General features: G+C 68.8%; 13 protein-coding genes. 7 read left to right on the top strand and 6 right to left on the bottom strand.

Annotation, left to right across the window (positions count from 1 at the left end):
- Positions 1-74 precede the first annotated feature (74 nt).
- Positions 75-1,655 (top strand): PucR family transcriptional regulator, encoded by a 1,581-nt coding sequence (locus tag BLW81_RS14390; protein WP_083407742.1) that lies wholly within the window; start codon positions 75-77, stop codon positions 1,653-1,655.
- On the opposite strand, the gene dapC is transcribed toward BLW81_RS14390, so the two are convergent.
- Together dapC and fdxA are read right to left on the bottom strand one after the other, a co-directional pair.
- Entirely contained in the window at positions 1,652-2,773 is a 1,122-nt protein-coding gene (gene dapC, locus BLW81_RS14385) for a succinyldiaminopimelate transaminase (RefSeq protein ID WP_083407741.1), read from the bottom strand. The genes BLW81_RS14390 and dapC overlap by 4 nt on opposite strands.
- Positions 2,770-3,093 carry a ferredoxin gene (fdxA, locus tag BLW81_RS14380; protein WP_083407740.1) on the bottom strand — a complete coding sequence of 108 codons (324 nt, stop codon included), beginning with the start codon at positions 3,091-3,093 and terminating at the stop codon, positions 2,770-2,772. The genes dapC and fdxA overlap by 4 nt, the downstream gene beginning before the upstream one ends.
- Positions 3,094-3,356: 263 nt before the next feature.
- On the opposite strand from fdxA, the gene BLW81_RS14375 reads away from it, so the two are divergent.
- Genes BLW81_RS14375 through BLW81_RS14365 form a run of 3 tightly spaced genes read left to right on the top strand, consistent with a single transcriptional unit; the run spans position 3,357 to position 6,574 of the window.
- Positions 3,357-3,914, top strand: a complete 558-nt coding sequence (locus tag BLW81_RS14375) for a PadR family transcriptional regulator (protein ID WP_083407739.1) — start codon at positions 3,357-3,359, stop codon at positions 3,912-3,914.
- Positions 3,911-5,920, top strand: coding sequence for an NADPH-dependent 2,4-dienoyl-CoA reductase (locus BLW81_RS14370; protein WP_083407738.1), 2,010 nt, complete (start codon positions 3,911-3,913; stop codon positions 5,918-5,920). The genes BLW81_RS14375 and BLW81_RS14370 overlap by 4 nt, the downstream gene beginning before the upstream one ends.
- Before the next feature lie 42 nt (positions 5,921-5,962).
- Positions 5,963-6,574, top strand: coding sequence for a DUF1353 domain-containing protein (locus BLW81_RS14365; RefSeq protein WP_083407737.1), 612 nt, complete (start codon positions 5,963-5,965; stop codon positions 6,572-6,574).
- A gap of 5 nt (positions 6,575-6,579) precedes the next feature.
- On the opposite strand, the gene BLW81_RS14360 is transcribed toward BLW81_RS14365, so the two are convergent.
- Positions 6,580-7,128 (bottom strand): YceI family protein, encoded by a 549-nt coding sequence (locus BLW81_RS14360; protein ID WP_083407736.1) that lies wholly within the window; start codon positions 7,126-7,128, stop codon positions 6,580-6,582.
- A 191-nt stretch (positions 7,129-7,319) separates the two neighbouring features.
- Here BLW81_RS14360 and BLW81_RS14355 point away from each other — a divergent pair, with 191 nt between their 5' ends.
- Entirely contained in the window at positions 7,320-7,661 is a 342-nt protein-coding gene (locus tag BLW81_RS14355) for a hypothetical protein (protein WP_157897698.1), read from the top strand.
- 29 nt (positions 7,662-7,690) lie between these two features.
- Here BLW81_RS14355 and BLW81_RS14350 read toward each other — a convergent pair whose 3' ends face one another.
- The gene (locus BLW81_RS14350; RefSeq protein WP_083407734.1) at positions 7,691-10,270 is read right to left on the bottom strand and encodes a bifunctional FO biosynthesis protein CofGH; all 2,580 of its coding nucleotides are present in this window, start codon (positions 10,268-10,270) and stop codon (positions 7,691-7,693) included.
- Between the two features lie 220 nt (positions 10,271-10,490).
- Between BLW81_RS14350 and BLW81_RS14345 the strand changes: the two genes are divergently transcribed.
- The gene (locus BLW81_RS14345) at positions 10,491-11,456 is read left to right on the top strand and encodes a hypothetical protein (RefSeq protein ID WP_083407733.1); all 966 of its coding nucleotides are present in this window, start codon (positions 10,491-10,493) and stop codon (positions 11,454-11,456) included.
- A gap of 3 nt (positions 11,457-11,459) precedes the next feature.
- Here the strand turns inward: BLW81_RS14345 and BLW81_RS14340 are convergent, their stop codons facing one another.
- Both BLW81_RS14340 and mshB read right to left on the bottom strand, forming a co-directional pair.
- Positions 11,460-11,888 carry a hypothetical protein gene (locus BLW81_RS14340; RefSeq protein WP_407662333.1) on the bottom strand — a complete coding sequence of 143 codons (429 nt, stop codon included), beginning with the start codon at positions 11,886-11,888 and terminating at the stop codon, positions 11,460-11,462.
- 116 nt (positions 11,889-12,004) lie between these two features.
- Positions 12,005-12,871 carry an N-acetyl-1-D-myo-inositol-2-amino-2-deoxy-alpha-D-glucopyranoside deacetylase gene (gene mshB / locus BLW81_RS14335; RefSeq protein WP_083407732.1) on the bottom strand — a complete coding sequence of 289 codons (867 nt, stop codon included), beginning with the start codon at positions 12,869-12,871 and terminating at the stop codon, positions 12,005-12,007.
- Positions 12,872-13,280: 409 nt separating this feature from the next.
- Between mshB and BLW81_RS14330 the strand changes: the two genes are divergently transcribed.
- The gene (locus BLW81_RS14330; RefSeq protein ID WP_083407731.1) at positions 13,281-14,600 is read left to right on the top strand and encodes a hypothetical protein; all 1,320 of its coding nucleotides are present in this window, start codon (positions 13,281-13,283) and stop codon (positions 14,598-14,600) included.
- Positions 14,601-14,753 lie beyond the last annotated feature (153 nt).

Here is a 14,753-nt window from a genome sequence, read left to right as displayed (position 1 = left end):
CCACTCACCGACCGATAGCCGATCCGACAACGCGCAATGCACTCTATAGTCGGTTTGAACAAAGGAGTACCGCGATGGGCACCGGTCTGGGTCTCGGCCAGTTGCTGCTGGCCCTCGACCGGACCATGGTGACGCTGGTCGAGGCGCCGCGCGGGTTGGACCTGCCGGTCGGGTCGGCGGCCCTGGTCGACGCCGACGACGTCCGGTTGGGCCTGGCGGTCGGCCCCGGCTCGGCCGATGTGTTCTTTCTGCTCGGGGTCACCGATACGGACGCGGTGCGCTGGCTCGAACAGCAGACCGCCGGCACCGGCCGGATCCCCGCCGCGATCTTCGTCAAGGAACCGTCGGATGCCGCCGTGCGGCGCGCGGTCGCGCTGGGCACCGCGGTCGTGGCCGTCGAACCGCGGGCCCGGTGGGAGTCGCTGTACCGGTTGGTGAACCACGCCTTCGAGCACCACGGCGACCGCGACGACCCGCATCACGATCCCGGCACCGACTTGTTCGGGCTCGCGCAGTCGATCGCCGACCGCACCCGCGGGATGATCAGCATCGAGGACGAGGGGTCGCATGTGCTCGCGTACTCGGCGTCCAGTAACGAGGCCGACGACCTGCGCCGGCTCACCATCCTGGGTCGCGCCGGCCCACCCGAACATCTCGCATGGATCGGACGGGAGGGCATCTTCGACGCGCTGCGCGCCGGCGGCGAGGTGGTGCGCGTCGCCGCGCGGCCCGAACTGGGGCTGCGGCCGCGGCTGGCCGTCGGCATCCACCTACCCGCGACAGCCGATTCCCGGCGGGCCAGGTTCGCGGGAATGATTTGGCTGCAACAAGGTTCGGCGCCGCTGACCGACGACGCCGAACAGGTCTTGCGCGGCGGGGCAGTGCTGGCGGCCAGGATCATGGCGCGGCTGTCGGCGACGCCGTCCAGCCATGCCGTGCGGGTGCAGCAGCTGCTCGGCCTGGCCGGCGAGGACGTCGACATCGGTGCCGTCGCAGCGGAGTTGGGGATCGATGCCGACGGTCGTGGCGCGGTGGTCGGTTTCGTGGATCCCGACGGACGTGCGCCGCAGGATGTGATCGCGCTGTCGGCCAGTGCGTTTCGGACCGATGCGCAGGTCGCGACGATCGGCGAACGGGTCTATGTGCTGCTGCCGAAGTCCGGCGCGCCGTCGACGGTGATGTCGTGGGTCCGCGGTGTCGTCGCCAGCCTGGAATGCGAACTCGGCCGCACGTTGCGCGCGGTGGTCGCCGCCCCGGTCGCCGGGCTGGCCGCCGCCGCGACCGCGCGCGCCGAGGTGGACCGCGTGTTCGACAGCGCCGCCCGGCACCCGCAAGCGTTCGGGTCCGTCACCGCGCTCGACGACGCCCGGACGACTGTGCTGCTGGACGAGATCGTGGCGCGCGTCGCCGGCGACCCGCGACTGGTCGATCCGCGGATTCGTCAACTGCGCGAACAGGATCCGATGCTCGCCGAGACGCTGTCGGCCTACCTCGACGGGTTCGGCGACATCGCCGCCGTCGCGCAGCTGCTGCATGTGCACCCGAACACGGTGCGCTACCGGGTGCGTCGCATCGAGAAGCTGTTGTCGACCTCGCTGGCCGACCCCGACGACCGGTTGGTGCTGGCGCTGGGGCTGCGGGCGACCGCCTCCTAGGCCGTCAGCCTCTCGACCGCCGCGGCGATCCGCTCGTCGGTCGCGGTCAACGCCACCCGGACATGCTTGGTGCCGCGGGGGCCGTAGAACTCCCCCGGCGCGACGAGGATGCCGCGCTGGGCCAGCCAGGCCAGGGTGTCGCGGCACGGTTCGCCGCGGGTGGCCCACAGGTACAGCCCCGCCTCGGAGTCGTCGACGGTCAACCCGGCCGACTGCAGGGCGGGCAGCAGCAGTTCACGGCGTTTGGCGTAGCGGGCCCGTTGTTCGCGCTCGTGCTCGTCGTCCTTGAGCGCGGCCACCATCGCGGCCTGCACGGGGGTGGGCACCATCATCCCGGCGTGCTTGCGCACCGCCAGCAACTCGGCGACGACCGCGGGATCGCCCGCCACGAACCCGGCCCGGTACCCGGCCAGCGACGAGGTCTTCGACAGCGAGTGGATGGCCAGCAACCCGGTGTGGTCGCCGTCGCTGACCGACGGGTGCAGCACCGACAGCGGTTCGGCGTCCCAGCCCAGCCCGAGGTAGCACTCGTCGGAAGCCACCACGACGCCGCGCTCACGCGCCCAGCCGACCACCTTGCGCAGGTGGTCCACGCCGAGCACCTTGCCGGTCGGATTGCTCGGCGAGTTGAGGTAGACCAACGCGGGGGTACGCGGACCCAATTGCGTCAACGAGTCGGCGAGCACGATCTGCGCGCCGGCCAGCCGTGCACCGACTTCGTATGTCGGATAGGCGAGTTCGGGCACGACGACCAGATCGTCGGGACCCAGCCCGAGCAGCGTCGGCAGCCAGGCGATCAGCTCCTTGGTGCCGATGACCGGCAGCACCGCGTCCTCGGACAATCCGGTGATGCCGTATCGGCGCTCCAGCGCGTCGACCGCCGACCTGCGCAGGTCCGGCGTCCCCGCGGTGGTCGGATAGCCGGGCGAGAAACTCGCGGCGGCCAGCGCGTCGCGGATCACCGGCGCGACCGGGTCGACCGGCGTCCCCACCGACAGATCGACGATGCCGTCGGGGTGCGAACGGGCGACCGCGGTCACGTCGGCCAAGGTGTCCCAGGGGAACACCGGCAGCGACGCGCTACGGGGCTGACGCGGCTTCGTGCGAGCCGTTGTCAGTCCTCACCTTGCGGCGGCAGGCTCTTGACGGCCTCCGGGTCGTTGTCGGTCTGGCCGACCTTCGACGCCCCACCCGGCGAGCCGAGTTCAGCGAAGAAATCGGCGTTGTTCTGGGTGTAGCTGCTCCACTGGTCGGGGACGTCGTCCTCGTAGTAGATGGCCTCGACCGGGCACACCGGTTCGCAGGCGCCGCAGTCCACACACTCATCGGGGTGGATGTAGAGCATGCGGGCACCCTCGTAGATGCAGTCGACGGGGCACTCCTCGATGCACGCCTTGTCTTTGACGTCGACGCAGGGTTCGGCAATGACGTACGTCACTGTGTTCTCCTCAAGGTCTCCTCGATCTCCTGACCGGTGGGCTGCCGTACGGGTGAGCAACTGAACTCGGCCGCAAGTATCCGTGGTCGCTACCTGGACGGTCGCCTCAGTGTGCCCTAACTTCCCGCGCAACCCCGGTTAAGGGTGGCGCGTGGTTACTGATACTAAACGTCGCACATACAGGTTCCTAGTGAGACACCCCTATGCATGTCATTGCAGTGCAACAAGTTGCATATGGACGCCGTGCGACCTAGGCTTCGGCGGTGGCTCTCCCCCACGCCATCCTGGTGGCGCTCGCCGAACAGTCGGGCAGCGGCTACGAGCTCGCGCGCCGGTTCGACCGGTCCATCGGCTACTTCTGGGCGGCTACGCACCAGCAGATCTACCGCACGCTGCGCACGATGGAGGACGACGGCTGGGTGCACGTCACCCCGGTCGTGCAGCAGGGCAGGCCGGACAAGAAGGTCTACACCGTCTCCGACGCCGGACGCGCCGAGTTGGCCCGGTGGATCGCCGCACCGCTGACCGGCCGGGGCGGCAGCGTCGCCGACACCCGCACCCGGGACCTCGCCGTGAAGGTGCGTGGCGCGAGGTTCGGTGACGTCGCCGCCGTGCGCCGCCAGGTCGCGGCGTTGCGCGTGGAACGCGCGGAGTTGCTCGACACCTACCGCGAGTTCGAGAAGCGTCAATTCCCCGACCCACGCGCGCTGCGCGGCGCCGCATTGCATCAGTACCTGGTGCTGCGCGGCGGTATCCGCGCCGAAGAGAGCGCGATCGACTGGCTCGACGAGGTCGCCGCGGCGCTCGAGGAGGACCGATGAGCTATCCGCATCTGTTGTCGCCGCTGGATCTCGGCTTCACCGCGCTGCGCAACCGGGTGGTGATGGGTTCGATGCACACCGGCCTGGAGGACCGCGCCCGCGACACCGACCGGCTGGCGGCCTATTTCGCCGAACGCGCCCGCGGCGGCGTCGGCCTGATCATCACGGGTGGCTACGCGCCGAACCGGACCGGCTGGCTGCTGCCGTTCGCCGCACAACTGGTCTCGTCGGCGGAGGCGCGTAGGCACCGTGCGATCACGGACGCGGTCCACGACGCCGACGGCAAGATCCTCTTGCAGGTGCTGCACGCCGGACGCTATGCGTACCACCCGTTCTCGGTCAGCGCGTCGTCGATCAAGGCGCCCATCAACCCGTTCCGCCCGCGAGCGCTGCGCGATGTCGAGGGCACCATCGACGACTTCGTGCGGTGCGCGACGCTGGCGCGCGAAGCCGGTTACGACGGCGTCGAGATCATGGGCAGTGAGGGCTATCTGCTCAATCAGTTCCTGGCGCCGCGCACGAACAAACGAAACGACGCATGGGGACCCTCGCCGCAGAAGCGCCGACGGTTCCCGGTCGAGATCGTGCGCCGCACCCGCGCCGCGGTGGGCGACGACTTCATCATCTGCTACCGGATGTCGATGGCCGACTACGTCGAGGACGGCCAGAGCTGGGACGAAATCGTCGCGCTGGCAACCGAAGTCGAGGCTGCCGGTGCGACGTTGCTCAACACCGGCATCGGCTGGCACGAGGCGCGGGTGCCGACGATCGTCACGTCGGTTCCCAACAGCGCGTTCGTCGACATCAGCAACGCGGTCGCCGAGCACGTCGCCATCCCCGTCGTCGCCTCGAACCGGATCAACATGCCCGAGGCCGCCGAACAGATCCTGGCCGAGGGTCAGGTGCAGCTGATCTCGATGGCGCGGCCGCTGCTGGCCGATCCGGACTGGGTGCGCAAGGCCGAGGCCGACGCGGCCGACGAGATCAACACCTGCATCGCGTGCAACCAGGCCTGCCTGGATCACGCGTTCGCCCACAAGACGGTGTCGTGTCTGCTCAACCCGCGCGCCGGACACGAGACGAAATTGGTGCTGGGTCCGACGCGCCGCGCCAAGCGGGTGGCGGTCGTCGGGGCGGGCCCCGCCGGACTGGCTGCGGCCGTCGCCGCTGCGCAACGGGGCCACCGCGTGACCCTGTTCGAGGCGGGCGCGACGATCGGCGGTCAATTCGATCTGGCGAGAAGGATTCCCGGCAAGGAGGAGTTCGCCGAGACGATCCGGTACTACACCCGGATGCTCGACAAGCACGGCGTCGACCTGCGCTTGCGCACCCGCGCGGGGGTCGACGAGCTGGCGGGTTTCGACGAGGTCGTGCTGGCGACCGGTGTGCGCCCGCGGTTTCCCGACATCCCGGGCATCGACCACCCGAAGGTGCTGTCCTACGCCGAGGCGATCGTCGGTGGGACGGTGGGCAAGTCGGTCGCCGTGATCGGTGCCGGCGGTATCGGTTTCGACGTCAGCGAACTTCTCGTGACCGACGAGTCGCCGACACTGAACTTGAAGGAATGGAAGGCCGAGTGGGGTGCGACCGACCCGCAAGAGGCCCGCGGCGCGCTGACCACGCCGATCCCCGCACCGGCCGCGCGCCGGGTCTATCTGCTGCAGCGCACGAAGGGCCCGCAGGGTCGCCGGCTCGGCAAAACATCGGGCTGGGTGCACCGCGCGTCGCTCAAAGCCAAAGGTGTCGAACAACTGTCGGGCGTCAACTACGAGCGCATCGACGACGCCGGACTGCACATCAGCTTCGGGCCGAAACGATCGGGTGCCCGGGTGCTCGAGGTCGACAACGTGGTGATCTGCGCGGGCCAGGAGTCGGTCTGCGATCTCGCGGACACGTTGCGGGCCAACGGTATCGAGCCGCATGTCATCGGCGGCGCGGCCGTCGCCGCCGAACTCGACGCCAAGCGGGCGATCCGCCAGGGCACCGAGCTGGCCGCCCGGCTGTAGCCAACGGTTTCCCTCGTTGCGCGGGCTTGCTATACCTGCGGAATGGAGCGTTGCGCACCACCCACCGATCAAGCCGCCGTCCTGCATGTCCGCCAACTGACCGCCGCCGAGCTCGACACCGTGCGAGCCGCCAAGCGGTTCTTCAAGGAGAGTGCCTGGGACGAGTGGCGGACCACGCAGCCGCTGAAGTTCGACAGCCCGAACGATGCGTTCGAGGTCTGCGCGGACTTCGCGACCGACCTGGTCTCGGTCCCCGGGGCCGTCGCCTGGTTCGTTCCGCGCGCGGGCCGCTACGCCCGCGCGGCGGTGCTGCACGACTACCTGTGGCGCTACCCGGACCGCACCGGATGCGACCGCCGGCAAGCCGATTACCGCTTCCGCCTGCAGATGCAACGCGACGGCGTCAGCCTGTTACGGCGCTGGATCATCTGGAGTGCGGTGCGGCTGTCGGCGATCGTCCAGGGCAAGGGCGGGTCAGGGTGGTTGAAAGATCTGCCCGGGGCGCTGCTGCTGGTGCTGCTCGTCGCCGCGCCGATCGTCGCCCTGCCCGCCCTCGCCATCCTGGTGTCGACGGTCGTGTTCTGGTTGCTGGAGTCGGCGATCGCTCTCGTGGTGCCCGACGAGGCGCCGCCGGCGATCCAGCTGAAGACGTGACGAGGTCAGGCCTGCTTGAGCGCCTCGATCTCGAGGGTGATGGTCACCTTGTCGCCGACGACGGTGCCACCGGTCTCCAGCGGCATGTCGAGATCGATGCCGAAATCCTTGCGGTTCAGCACGACTAACGCCTCGGCGCCGGCCACCTCGCCGTGTCCCATGCCGGGGTTGACGCCGTTGAATTCGACCTCGAGGGTGACCGGCTTGGTGATGCCCTTGAGGGTGAAGTCTCCGTCGATCAGGTAGGTGTCACCATTCGTCCGGACTCCGGTCGAGGTGAAGGTGGCGACGGGATGGTTCTCGGCGTCGAAATAGTCCGCGGACTTCAAGTGGGCGTCGCGCTGCTCGTTGCGGGTGTTGATGGAGTCCACGGCAATCTCCGCGGTCACCGACGGCGTGCCGTCCTCAGCGACGGTGATCGCGCCGCTGAACGTGTCGAAGCTGCCGCGCACCTTGCTGACCATGAGGTGGCGTACCGAGAAGCCGATGGTCGAGTGCACCGGGTCGATGGCCCAGGTGCCGGTGCTCAGGCCGGTGCTCACTGCTGCGGTCATGGGAGTCTCCTTCAGTCGTTCGTGGCGGTGCCGGCCCTGCGCCGACACTCATATCGTAAACGGACCCCAGTCCGATTAAATTCCCGCGCGGTGCCGTCAAAGGGAACCGGGGTCGCATGGTTGACCGCTGCGGCGGGGTCGCGTGCATTCACGGGAGCCGGGGCAACCTCGCGCCGATCGCACTCGCGCTCGTGGGCGCTCCGGTCGCGACCGCCCAGGACCCGATCTGGATCGAACGCAGCTACACCACGGAGCTGTCGTGGACGCCGCCGAGCTGCATCGCGATCGACGTCGCCGAAGTCAGCGGCGGGACGCGGCCCGACCGCCAGTGCAACTTCGGCGATCCGGCGCCCAAGACGTTCCACCACGTGGTGCCCGCCGGGGCGCCCGCCCACGTCGGCGTCAACCCGCACGCGTGGCCGGGCGGCAACGTCTACTGCCGCGTCGTCGAGGACAACACCGGCCGCGTGGTGATCGAGAACCAGGGCGCCGTCGGCAACGGCGACGACAACAGCTGCCTGGTCGTCGACTGACACTCGCACGCGCGAGCGTGCACGAACGGTCAGGCAGCCAGGGCGTCGTAGGTCGTCGAGCGCTGACGGGCCGGGCGGCCGATGCCCTCGGCGATCGCGACCAGATCCTCGACCGTCTTGAACGAGCCGAACTCCGAGCCGGCCATCCTTGAGATTGTCTCCTCCATCAGCGTGCCGCCCAGGTCGTTGGCACCGCCGTTGAGCATCACCTGCGTGCGCTCGACGCCGAGTTTGACCCAGCTGGTCTGGATGTTGGAGATCCGGCCGTGCAGCATGATCCGCGCGAGGGCGTGCACCGCGCGGTTGTCCCGATGCGTCGGGCCCGGTCGCGCGCCGCCCGCCAGATACAGCGGCGAGCTCTGGTGCACGAACGGCAGCGGCACGAACTCGGTGAAACCCCCAGTGCGGTCCTGGATCTCGCGCAGCACCCGCAGGTGCCCGACCCAGTGCCGCGGCTGGTCGACGTGGCCGTACATCATCGTCGAACTCGACCGCAGCCCGACCTCGTGTGCGGTCGTGACGACCTCGATCCACATCGAGGTGGGCAGCTTGCCTTTGGTCAGCACCCAGCGCACCTCGTCGTCGAGGATCTCGGCCGCGGTCCCGGGGATGCTGCCCAGTCCGGCCTCGTGCAGGGATGTCAGCCATTCGCGGATCGACAGGCCGCTGCGGGTCACGCCGTTGGCGATCTCCATCGGCGAGAACGCATGCACGTGCATCGACGGCACCCGTTTCTTGACCGCGCGCACCAGATCGGCGTAACCGGTCACCGGCAGTTCGGGATCGATACCGCCCTGCATGCACACCTCGGTTGCGCCGGCGACGTGCGCCTCCCAGGCTCGGTCGGCGACCTCGTCGACCGACAGCGAGTAGGCGTCGGCGTCACCCTTACGCTGCGCGAACGCGCAGAACCGGCAGCCCGTGTAGCAGATGTTCGTGAAGTTGATGTTGCGGTTGACGACGAACGTCACGTCGTCGCCGACGGTGTCGCGCCTCAGCGAATCCGCCAGCGCCGCAACAGCATCCAATGCCGGTCCGTCGGCGGTCGCCAGCGCGAGATACTCGTCGTCGGACAGTGCGGCCGGATCGCGCTCGGCCGCCCGCAGCGCCGCCAGCACGTCGGTGTCGACGCGTTCGGGTACCCGGGCCGCCAGTTCGGAGACCTTCTCCCGGATCGATTCCCAGTCGCCGAACGCGCTGTCCAGGTCGCTGCGTGTCTCGGTGAGCCGGCCCGCGTCGTCGATCGCCGCGTGAAGATCCACCCGCCCCAACGACTCTGACGCCTCATCGGGCTCCTGCCACGGCCTGCCGACCGGGTTGACATCCAACGCGAACCCGGTGTCGGGATCGGCCAGCGCGTCGACATGGCCGCGCACCCGCGGGTCGATCCACGCCGCGCCCGCCTGAACGTACTGCGGTTGCGCGGTGAGCCGTTGCACGAGGTCGTAGCCCGCTTCGGCCGTCACCGCCGCCAACTCGTCCAAGCCCGGCCACGGGCGTTCGGGGTTGACGTGATCGGGGGTCAGCGGCGACACGCCACCCCAGTCGTCGACGCCCGCACCCACCAGGGCCAGGCACTCGGCACGGGACACCAGGTTCGGCGGCGCCTGGATGCGCATCTTCGGGCCCATCACCAGCCGGGTGACGGCCACCGTGGCCACGAAATCCTCGAACGCCGCGTCCGGCGTGGCCGCCATCGCCGTGTGGTCCTTGGCGCGGAAGTTCTGCACGATCACTTCCTGCACGTGCCCGAATTCCTTGTGCGAGCGGCGGATCGCATGAATCGTCTCGGCACGCTCGACGAGCGTCTCCCCGATGCCCACCAGCAGGCCAGTGGTGAACGGGATCGACAGCCGGCCCGCGTCGGCCAGGGTGCGCAACCGGACCTCGGGATCCTTGTCGGGGCTTCCGTAATGCGCCAGGCCCTTGGTCTCGAACAGCCGCCGCGACGTGGTCTCGAGCATCATGCCCATCGACGGCGCGACGGGCTTCAGTCGCGACAGCTCCGACCAGCTCATCACGCCGGGGTTCAGGTGCGGCAGCAATCCGGTCTCCTCGAGCACCCGGATCGCCATCGCGCGCACGTAGTCGAGCGTCGAGTCGTAGCCACGCTCGTCGAGCCACTGCTTGGCCTCGTCCCACCTGGCCTCGGGCCGGTCGCCGAGCGTGAACAACGCTTCCTTGCAACCGAGTTCGGCTCCGCGTCGGGCCACGTCGAGGATCTCGTCGGGCTCCATGAACATGCCCTTGCCCTGAGCGCGCAACCGTCCCGGCACCGTGACGAACGTGCAGTAGTGGCAGGTGTCGCGGCACAGGTTCGTGACGGGAATGAAGACCTTGCGCGAGTAGGTGACCGGTAGGCGCCCCGACCCGCCACGACGGCCCGCCGCCTCCAGGCCGGCGTCGCGCACGCGCGCCGCACTGGCACACAGGTCGGCGAGGTCGTCGCCGCGCGCGGTCATGGCGATCGCGGCCTCGTCGACGTTGAGCGCCACGCCGTCGCGGGCACGTCGCAGCACCCGCCGCAGCGCGGCAGGACTGGGGGCATCGGACTTCGGTGGGACCACCGGACTGGGCAGATCGGCGCCTCGCTGAGGGTTCAGAGCCACTCCCCTGTAACCCCGGTGTCGACGAGAATCATCCCCGCTGTCTCACTTCCCGCAATCGACGCTGTCTGCCATCCGCCCGACATACCGGCCACCCTAGTCCTCGCGAATCGGCCCGGTGCGCGCCACGTCGGGCTTGATTGATCGAATCCGCGGTATCGAACTGACATGCGCGTAAGTTGCTGAGCAGACGTGGTTGGTGACGTGCCGGGAGGCGATTTCCATGAAGAAGACAGTTCGCGCGAGCCTGGCCATCGGTGCCGCGGCGGTAACTGCGACGGCCCTGACGGTCGCTGCGCCCGCGCCGGCGCGCAGCCAACCGAGCACCGCCGTTTCGCACGTCGCGACGCCGCCGATGCGACTCGCCGCCGCCGTCGAACCGCTGGCGGTGACGGATCTGCCCGACCTCCTGCAACGCTTCTTCGTGCCGCCGAGCGCCGCCGCGGCGTTCCCCGCACCGCAGTTCCCACCGGTCGCGGTCGGCAACTCGGTGGGCACGTTCATCGAGAACGCCTACAACGCAATCGAGCCGTGGGTCCAGTGGGGTTTCGAGGTGGCCGAGTATGCGGTCGGCTGGATTCCGGTCGTGGGGTGGTTCGCCCCGCAGATCATGATCTTCTACAACACCGGCGAGCAGATCGCCCGCAGCGTCACGTTCAACTTCGCGGACTGGATCGACGGCCAGATCAGCTTCGGACAAGGCCTGGCCAACGTCGGCGTCGACACGGTGAACGCTTTCATCTACTTCGCCAACGCGCAGATCGCGTTCTGGTTGCCGCCGCTGCCGCCGATCCCGCCGATCGGCCCCTTCGTCGCGGCGACGACGGAAGAGGTGGTCGAGGACCAGGACGCCTCGGCGATGCGTACGTCGTTCACCGAGGACATCGCCGAAAAGGAAGATGTCGAAGACGTCGAGCATGCGGACGAGGAGATAGAGGAAGAGTCGCCCACCGACGGCGTCATCGACACCGACCCCGTCGCCGAGATCAGCCCAACACCGACCACCGGCTCCAACGGGACCGTGTCGGCGCAGGGCGAGGTGCGCGGCCCCACGTCGCAGGACCCGGATGTCGACGAGGCGACGACGGCTGACGACGCCGACAACGACGACGCGACCACCGTCGCCCCCACGCAAGAGCCGTCCGAGACCCAGACCGAGAACGAGAACGAGACCGCGCCTGCCGAGTAGCGGTCAGCTGTTCACGTGGCGCCACAGCAGATAGGCCGGCGGCGCCGCGCCGAGCACGATCAGCAACAGGGCCGCGTACCCCATCACGCCCGCGCCGCCGAAGACGACGTCGTCACCGGGACCGCCGAACGTCAGGACCCCGACCGTCGCGAGCCAGGTCCACAGCGGTACTGCGGCGACGCGCGGCGACGAGGTCCAGTGCAGCGCCGCCCACACCAGCGCGACATTGACCGCACCGGCGATCAGGGCGCTGATCGGGAAGGGGACTGCTCCAATGCGGAGCGGGAGGAAAAGGGCGGCGGCGATCGCGCAGAGCACGCCGTCGACGGCCAGCAGCGTCAGCACCGCCACATGCCGACGCTCCGCGGCCGGAGCGGGCGAACTCAGGTCGGGATGCTGTCCAGCAGCCCGGTGATCGACCCGAGCACCCACTGCAGGTTGTCGAGGCGGTCCTGCCAGTGCTGCAGGTTGGGATCGAGATCCTGATCCATGTGCCGTCCCTTCCGTGCGCCGCCGACTGTCCGGGAGCTTACCCCTTCGCGACATCGCTATCCGAGCTTCAACCCGGCCAGCAGATCGGTCTCCCAACCGCGTGCGTCCCGCTCGCCGGCGCCGCCAGCCACGAGGATGTAGTGCTCGACGGCGCCGACCGGCAGCGCGATGTTGTTCGACAGCGCGAATGACTCGCCGTTGGCGGCGACGGTGATCTGCGTGGCGTGTGCCCGCATCGCGGCGATCTTGGCCGGCAGGACATCAGGCGCCTCGATCACCGCGTCGATCTCGTCGTCCGGATAGCCGAAACCGACGTCGTCGACGCTCACCCTGGACCATGCTGCGGGCACGTCGGTCATCGCGGCGAGCCCCTCGGCCATCGCCGATGTCGCGGTCACCGCCCAGTAGAGCTTCGGCACGGCCCACGGGTGGTCTCCGCCCGCCGCCTGCTCGACGGCAGCCGTCGTCACCCGGTGCGCATGGATGTGGTCGGGGTGGCCGTACCCGCCATGCGGGTCGTAGGTGACGACGACATGCGGGCGCAGCTCGCGGATCACGGCCACCAGCGCCCCGACGGTCTCGCGGGGGTCGGCGTCGATGAACCGCTGGTGGTGGCGCGCCGGGGTGCCGGCCATACCGGAGTCGCGCCACCGGCCGGCGCCGCCGAGGTACTCGGGTTCGTCGATGCCGAGCGCGTTGAGCGCGGCGGTCAGCTCGGCTACGCGGTAGCCGCCCAGTTGGTCGGCGGCGTCGACGGCAAGGTGCGCCCACCGCTCCCCGATCACCTCACCCTCCTCGCCGAGCGTGCACGTGACGACACGCACGTCTGCGCCGCGGGCGACGTAGTGGGCGATCGTCGCGCCCGTCGTGAGCGTCTCGTCGTCGGGATGCGCATGGACGAACAACAGTCGAGGACGTTCCATTCGCACTAGCTTGCCCAACTTCCGTCAACCCCCGCACGCGCACCCGAGCCGTCGTTGCACCGATTGTTTGCCAGATCAACATCGCTGCGCGTGCCCCTGCGGATCGCTGACGCCGGCGGGGGCGCGGTCTGCAACGTCCCCTACCGTAACCCTTTCGTGATCTTGATGCGATTTTGACGTTACCGTCAGCCGTCAGTTAATTAGTCCCGCTTTCCAACGGCACGCCTATCCACGAAGCGAATACCCCAGCGAATGTTTTGCAGAGAGGCGCGACTTTGTAGCAAGTACTGTTCGAGCAGTTCAAAAGGTGGAACACGTTTCAGTTTTTCCGCCAAAACTGAATGCACGCAAACTTACGTAAAGGTAAATTGCGACTGGCCCCAGTTACAGCGAAGTCAAAGGAGATGCAATGCAGGTCGCTGTTCGTCCCCGCATGAAGGCGGGTATAGCCGTGGTCGGAGCGAGCGCCCTCGCGATCGCCCCGATCGCGGTCGCGCCGCCGGATTCCAAGCTGTCGGCTGCCTCGATATCGAGCGCCGCGGTCGCGCTGACGGCGAATCCGGTCGACTTCTACACCGAGGTCTTCGAACGGTCCCTCGGCAACACTCAGGCACTCGCCGAGATCTTCCTGTCGAACCCGGTGCCCGTGCTTCAACAGGTCCTCGCGAACCAGTTCGCCAACATCGAGAGCCTCGTCGCCGCGGTCGGTACCGCCGCCAACGGCATCGCCACGGCGCTGACCGACGAGGTCCCGCAGCTGCTGCAGACAGCGTTCAACGACCTCAGCAACGGCAATGTCGAGGGCGCGCTCAACACTCTGCTGAGCCTTCCGTTGACCTTCGCGCTGCCGCTGCTCGAGGTCGTCGGCGCCATCGTCGTTCCGATCACCACCGCCGTGAACAACTTCAATGCCGTGGTGCAGGACGTCCTGGTGGGCGCGATCCTCGGCGGCGCACTCGCGATCGCCGGCCCCGTGCTCAGCGGAATCGGCTCCGTCGGAACCGCGGTCCAAGGCGTCATCGACGCCGTGGGCTCCGGCGACCTCGGCGAGGTCGTCAGCGCCCTGGTGAACACCCCCGCCGTGATCGCCGACGGCGTGCTCAACGGCGGTTACGGTCCGCTGTTGCTCGGAATCTTGCCCGCCCCTGGCGTTCTCACGCCCGAAGGCCTTCTCGGCGCCCTCGGGGCCGGACCCATCGGCTTCCTGCTCGGGATCCGCCAGGCGATCGCGGATGCGATCGCACCTCAGGACATGACGCTCCTGCGGACCGAGTCGGATACCAGCACCGACGAGGGCATCACCGCGAACTCGCTGCCCAACGACGACGCCAACTTCGTCAACGTCAACATCTCCGGTGACGGCGGAACCGGTTCGACCGGCGCGTCCGACGAAGAGAGCGAAGAGGGCGCCGAAGGTGGCGAAGGCTCGGAGGGCGCCGAGGGCGGCCAGACCGGTGGCCTCGAGGAGGAGAACGACGGCGACGACGGCGACCTCGAGAAAGAAACCGAGGAGAAAACCAAGGCCGGCGGCGGCACCGATCTGAGCGACGGGAACAAGGTCGAGCCGGGCCAGGTCAACGTCGGCGAGGGCACCACCGGAGCCGGTGACGGCACCGGCGAGGAGACCGAGCCGACCGAGACCACTCCCACCGTCAACACCGGCGGCGACGCGGGCGACGGCGACACGGGTGGCGGCGACGGCGGCGGCGACGGCGGCGGTACCGAGTAACCCCCACTGAACGATCGGCCCCTTCTCCAGGCGAGAAGGGGCCGATTTCTTTTGTTCGCGAGCCGCCGGCAGCATGCGTCACGGGCCGGCGATTCGGGCAAATGCCACACGCTCTCCCCGATTCTCGGCGACGCCAACAAAGCGGCGCGGGCG

It is taken from the genome of Mycolicibacterium rutilum, from assembly GCF_900108565.1.
Classification (GTDB): domain Bacteria; phylum Actinomycetota; class Actinomycetes; order Mycobacteriales; family Mycobacteriaceae; genus Mycobacterium; species Mycobacterium rutilum.
The sequence above is the reverse complement of the archived record's forward strand: the minus strand, read 5'-3'. Positions and strand labels throughout refer to the sequence as shown.

What these genes read in the sequence shown, in the direction of transcription:
- BLW81_RS14390 (WP_083407742.1), top strand. Translation starts at nt 75, where the DNA reads ATGGGCACCGGTCTGGGTCTCGGCCAGTTGCTGCTGGCCCTCGACCGG.
- BLW81_RS14370 (WP_083407738.1), top strand. Translation starts at nt 3,911, where the DNA reads ATGAGCTATCCGCATCTGTTGTCGCCGCTGGATCTCGGCTTCACCGCG.
- BLW81_RS14365 (WP_083407737.1), top strand. Translation starts at nt 5,963, where the DNA reads ATGGAGCGTTGCGCACCACCCACCGATCAAGCCGCCGTCCTGCATGTC.
- BLW81_RS14360 (WP_083407736.1), bottom strand. Translation starts at nt 7,128, where the DNA reads ATGACCGCAGCAGTGAGCACCGGCCTGAGCACCGGCACCTGGGCCATC.
- BLW81_RS14345 (WP_083407733.1), top strand. Translation starts at nt 10,491, where the DNA reads ATGAAGAAGACAGTTCGCGCGAGCCTGGCCATCGGTGCCGCGGCGGTA.
- mshB (WP_083407732.1), bottom strand. Translation starts at nt 12,871, where the DNA reads ATGGAACGTCCTCGACTGTTGTTCGTCCATGCGCATCCCGACGACGAG.
- BLW81_RS14330 (WP_083407731.1), top strand. Translation starts at nt 13,281, where the DNA reads ATGCAGGTCGCTGTTCGTCCCCGCATGAAGGCGGGTATAGCCGTGGTC.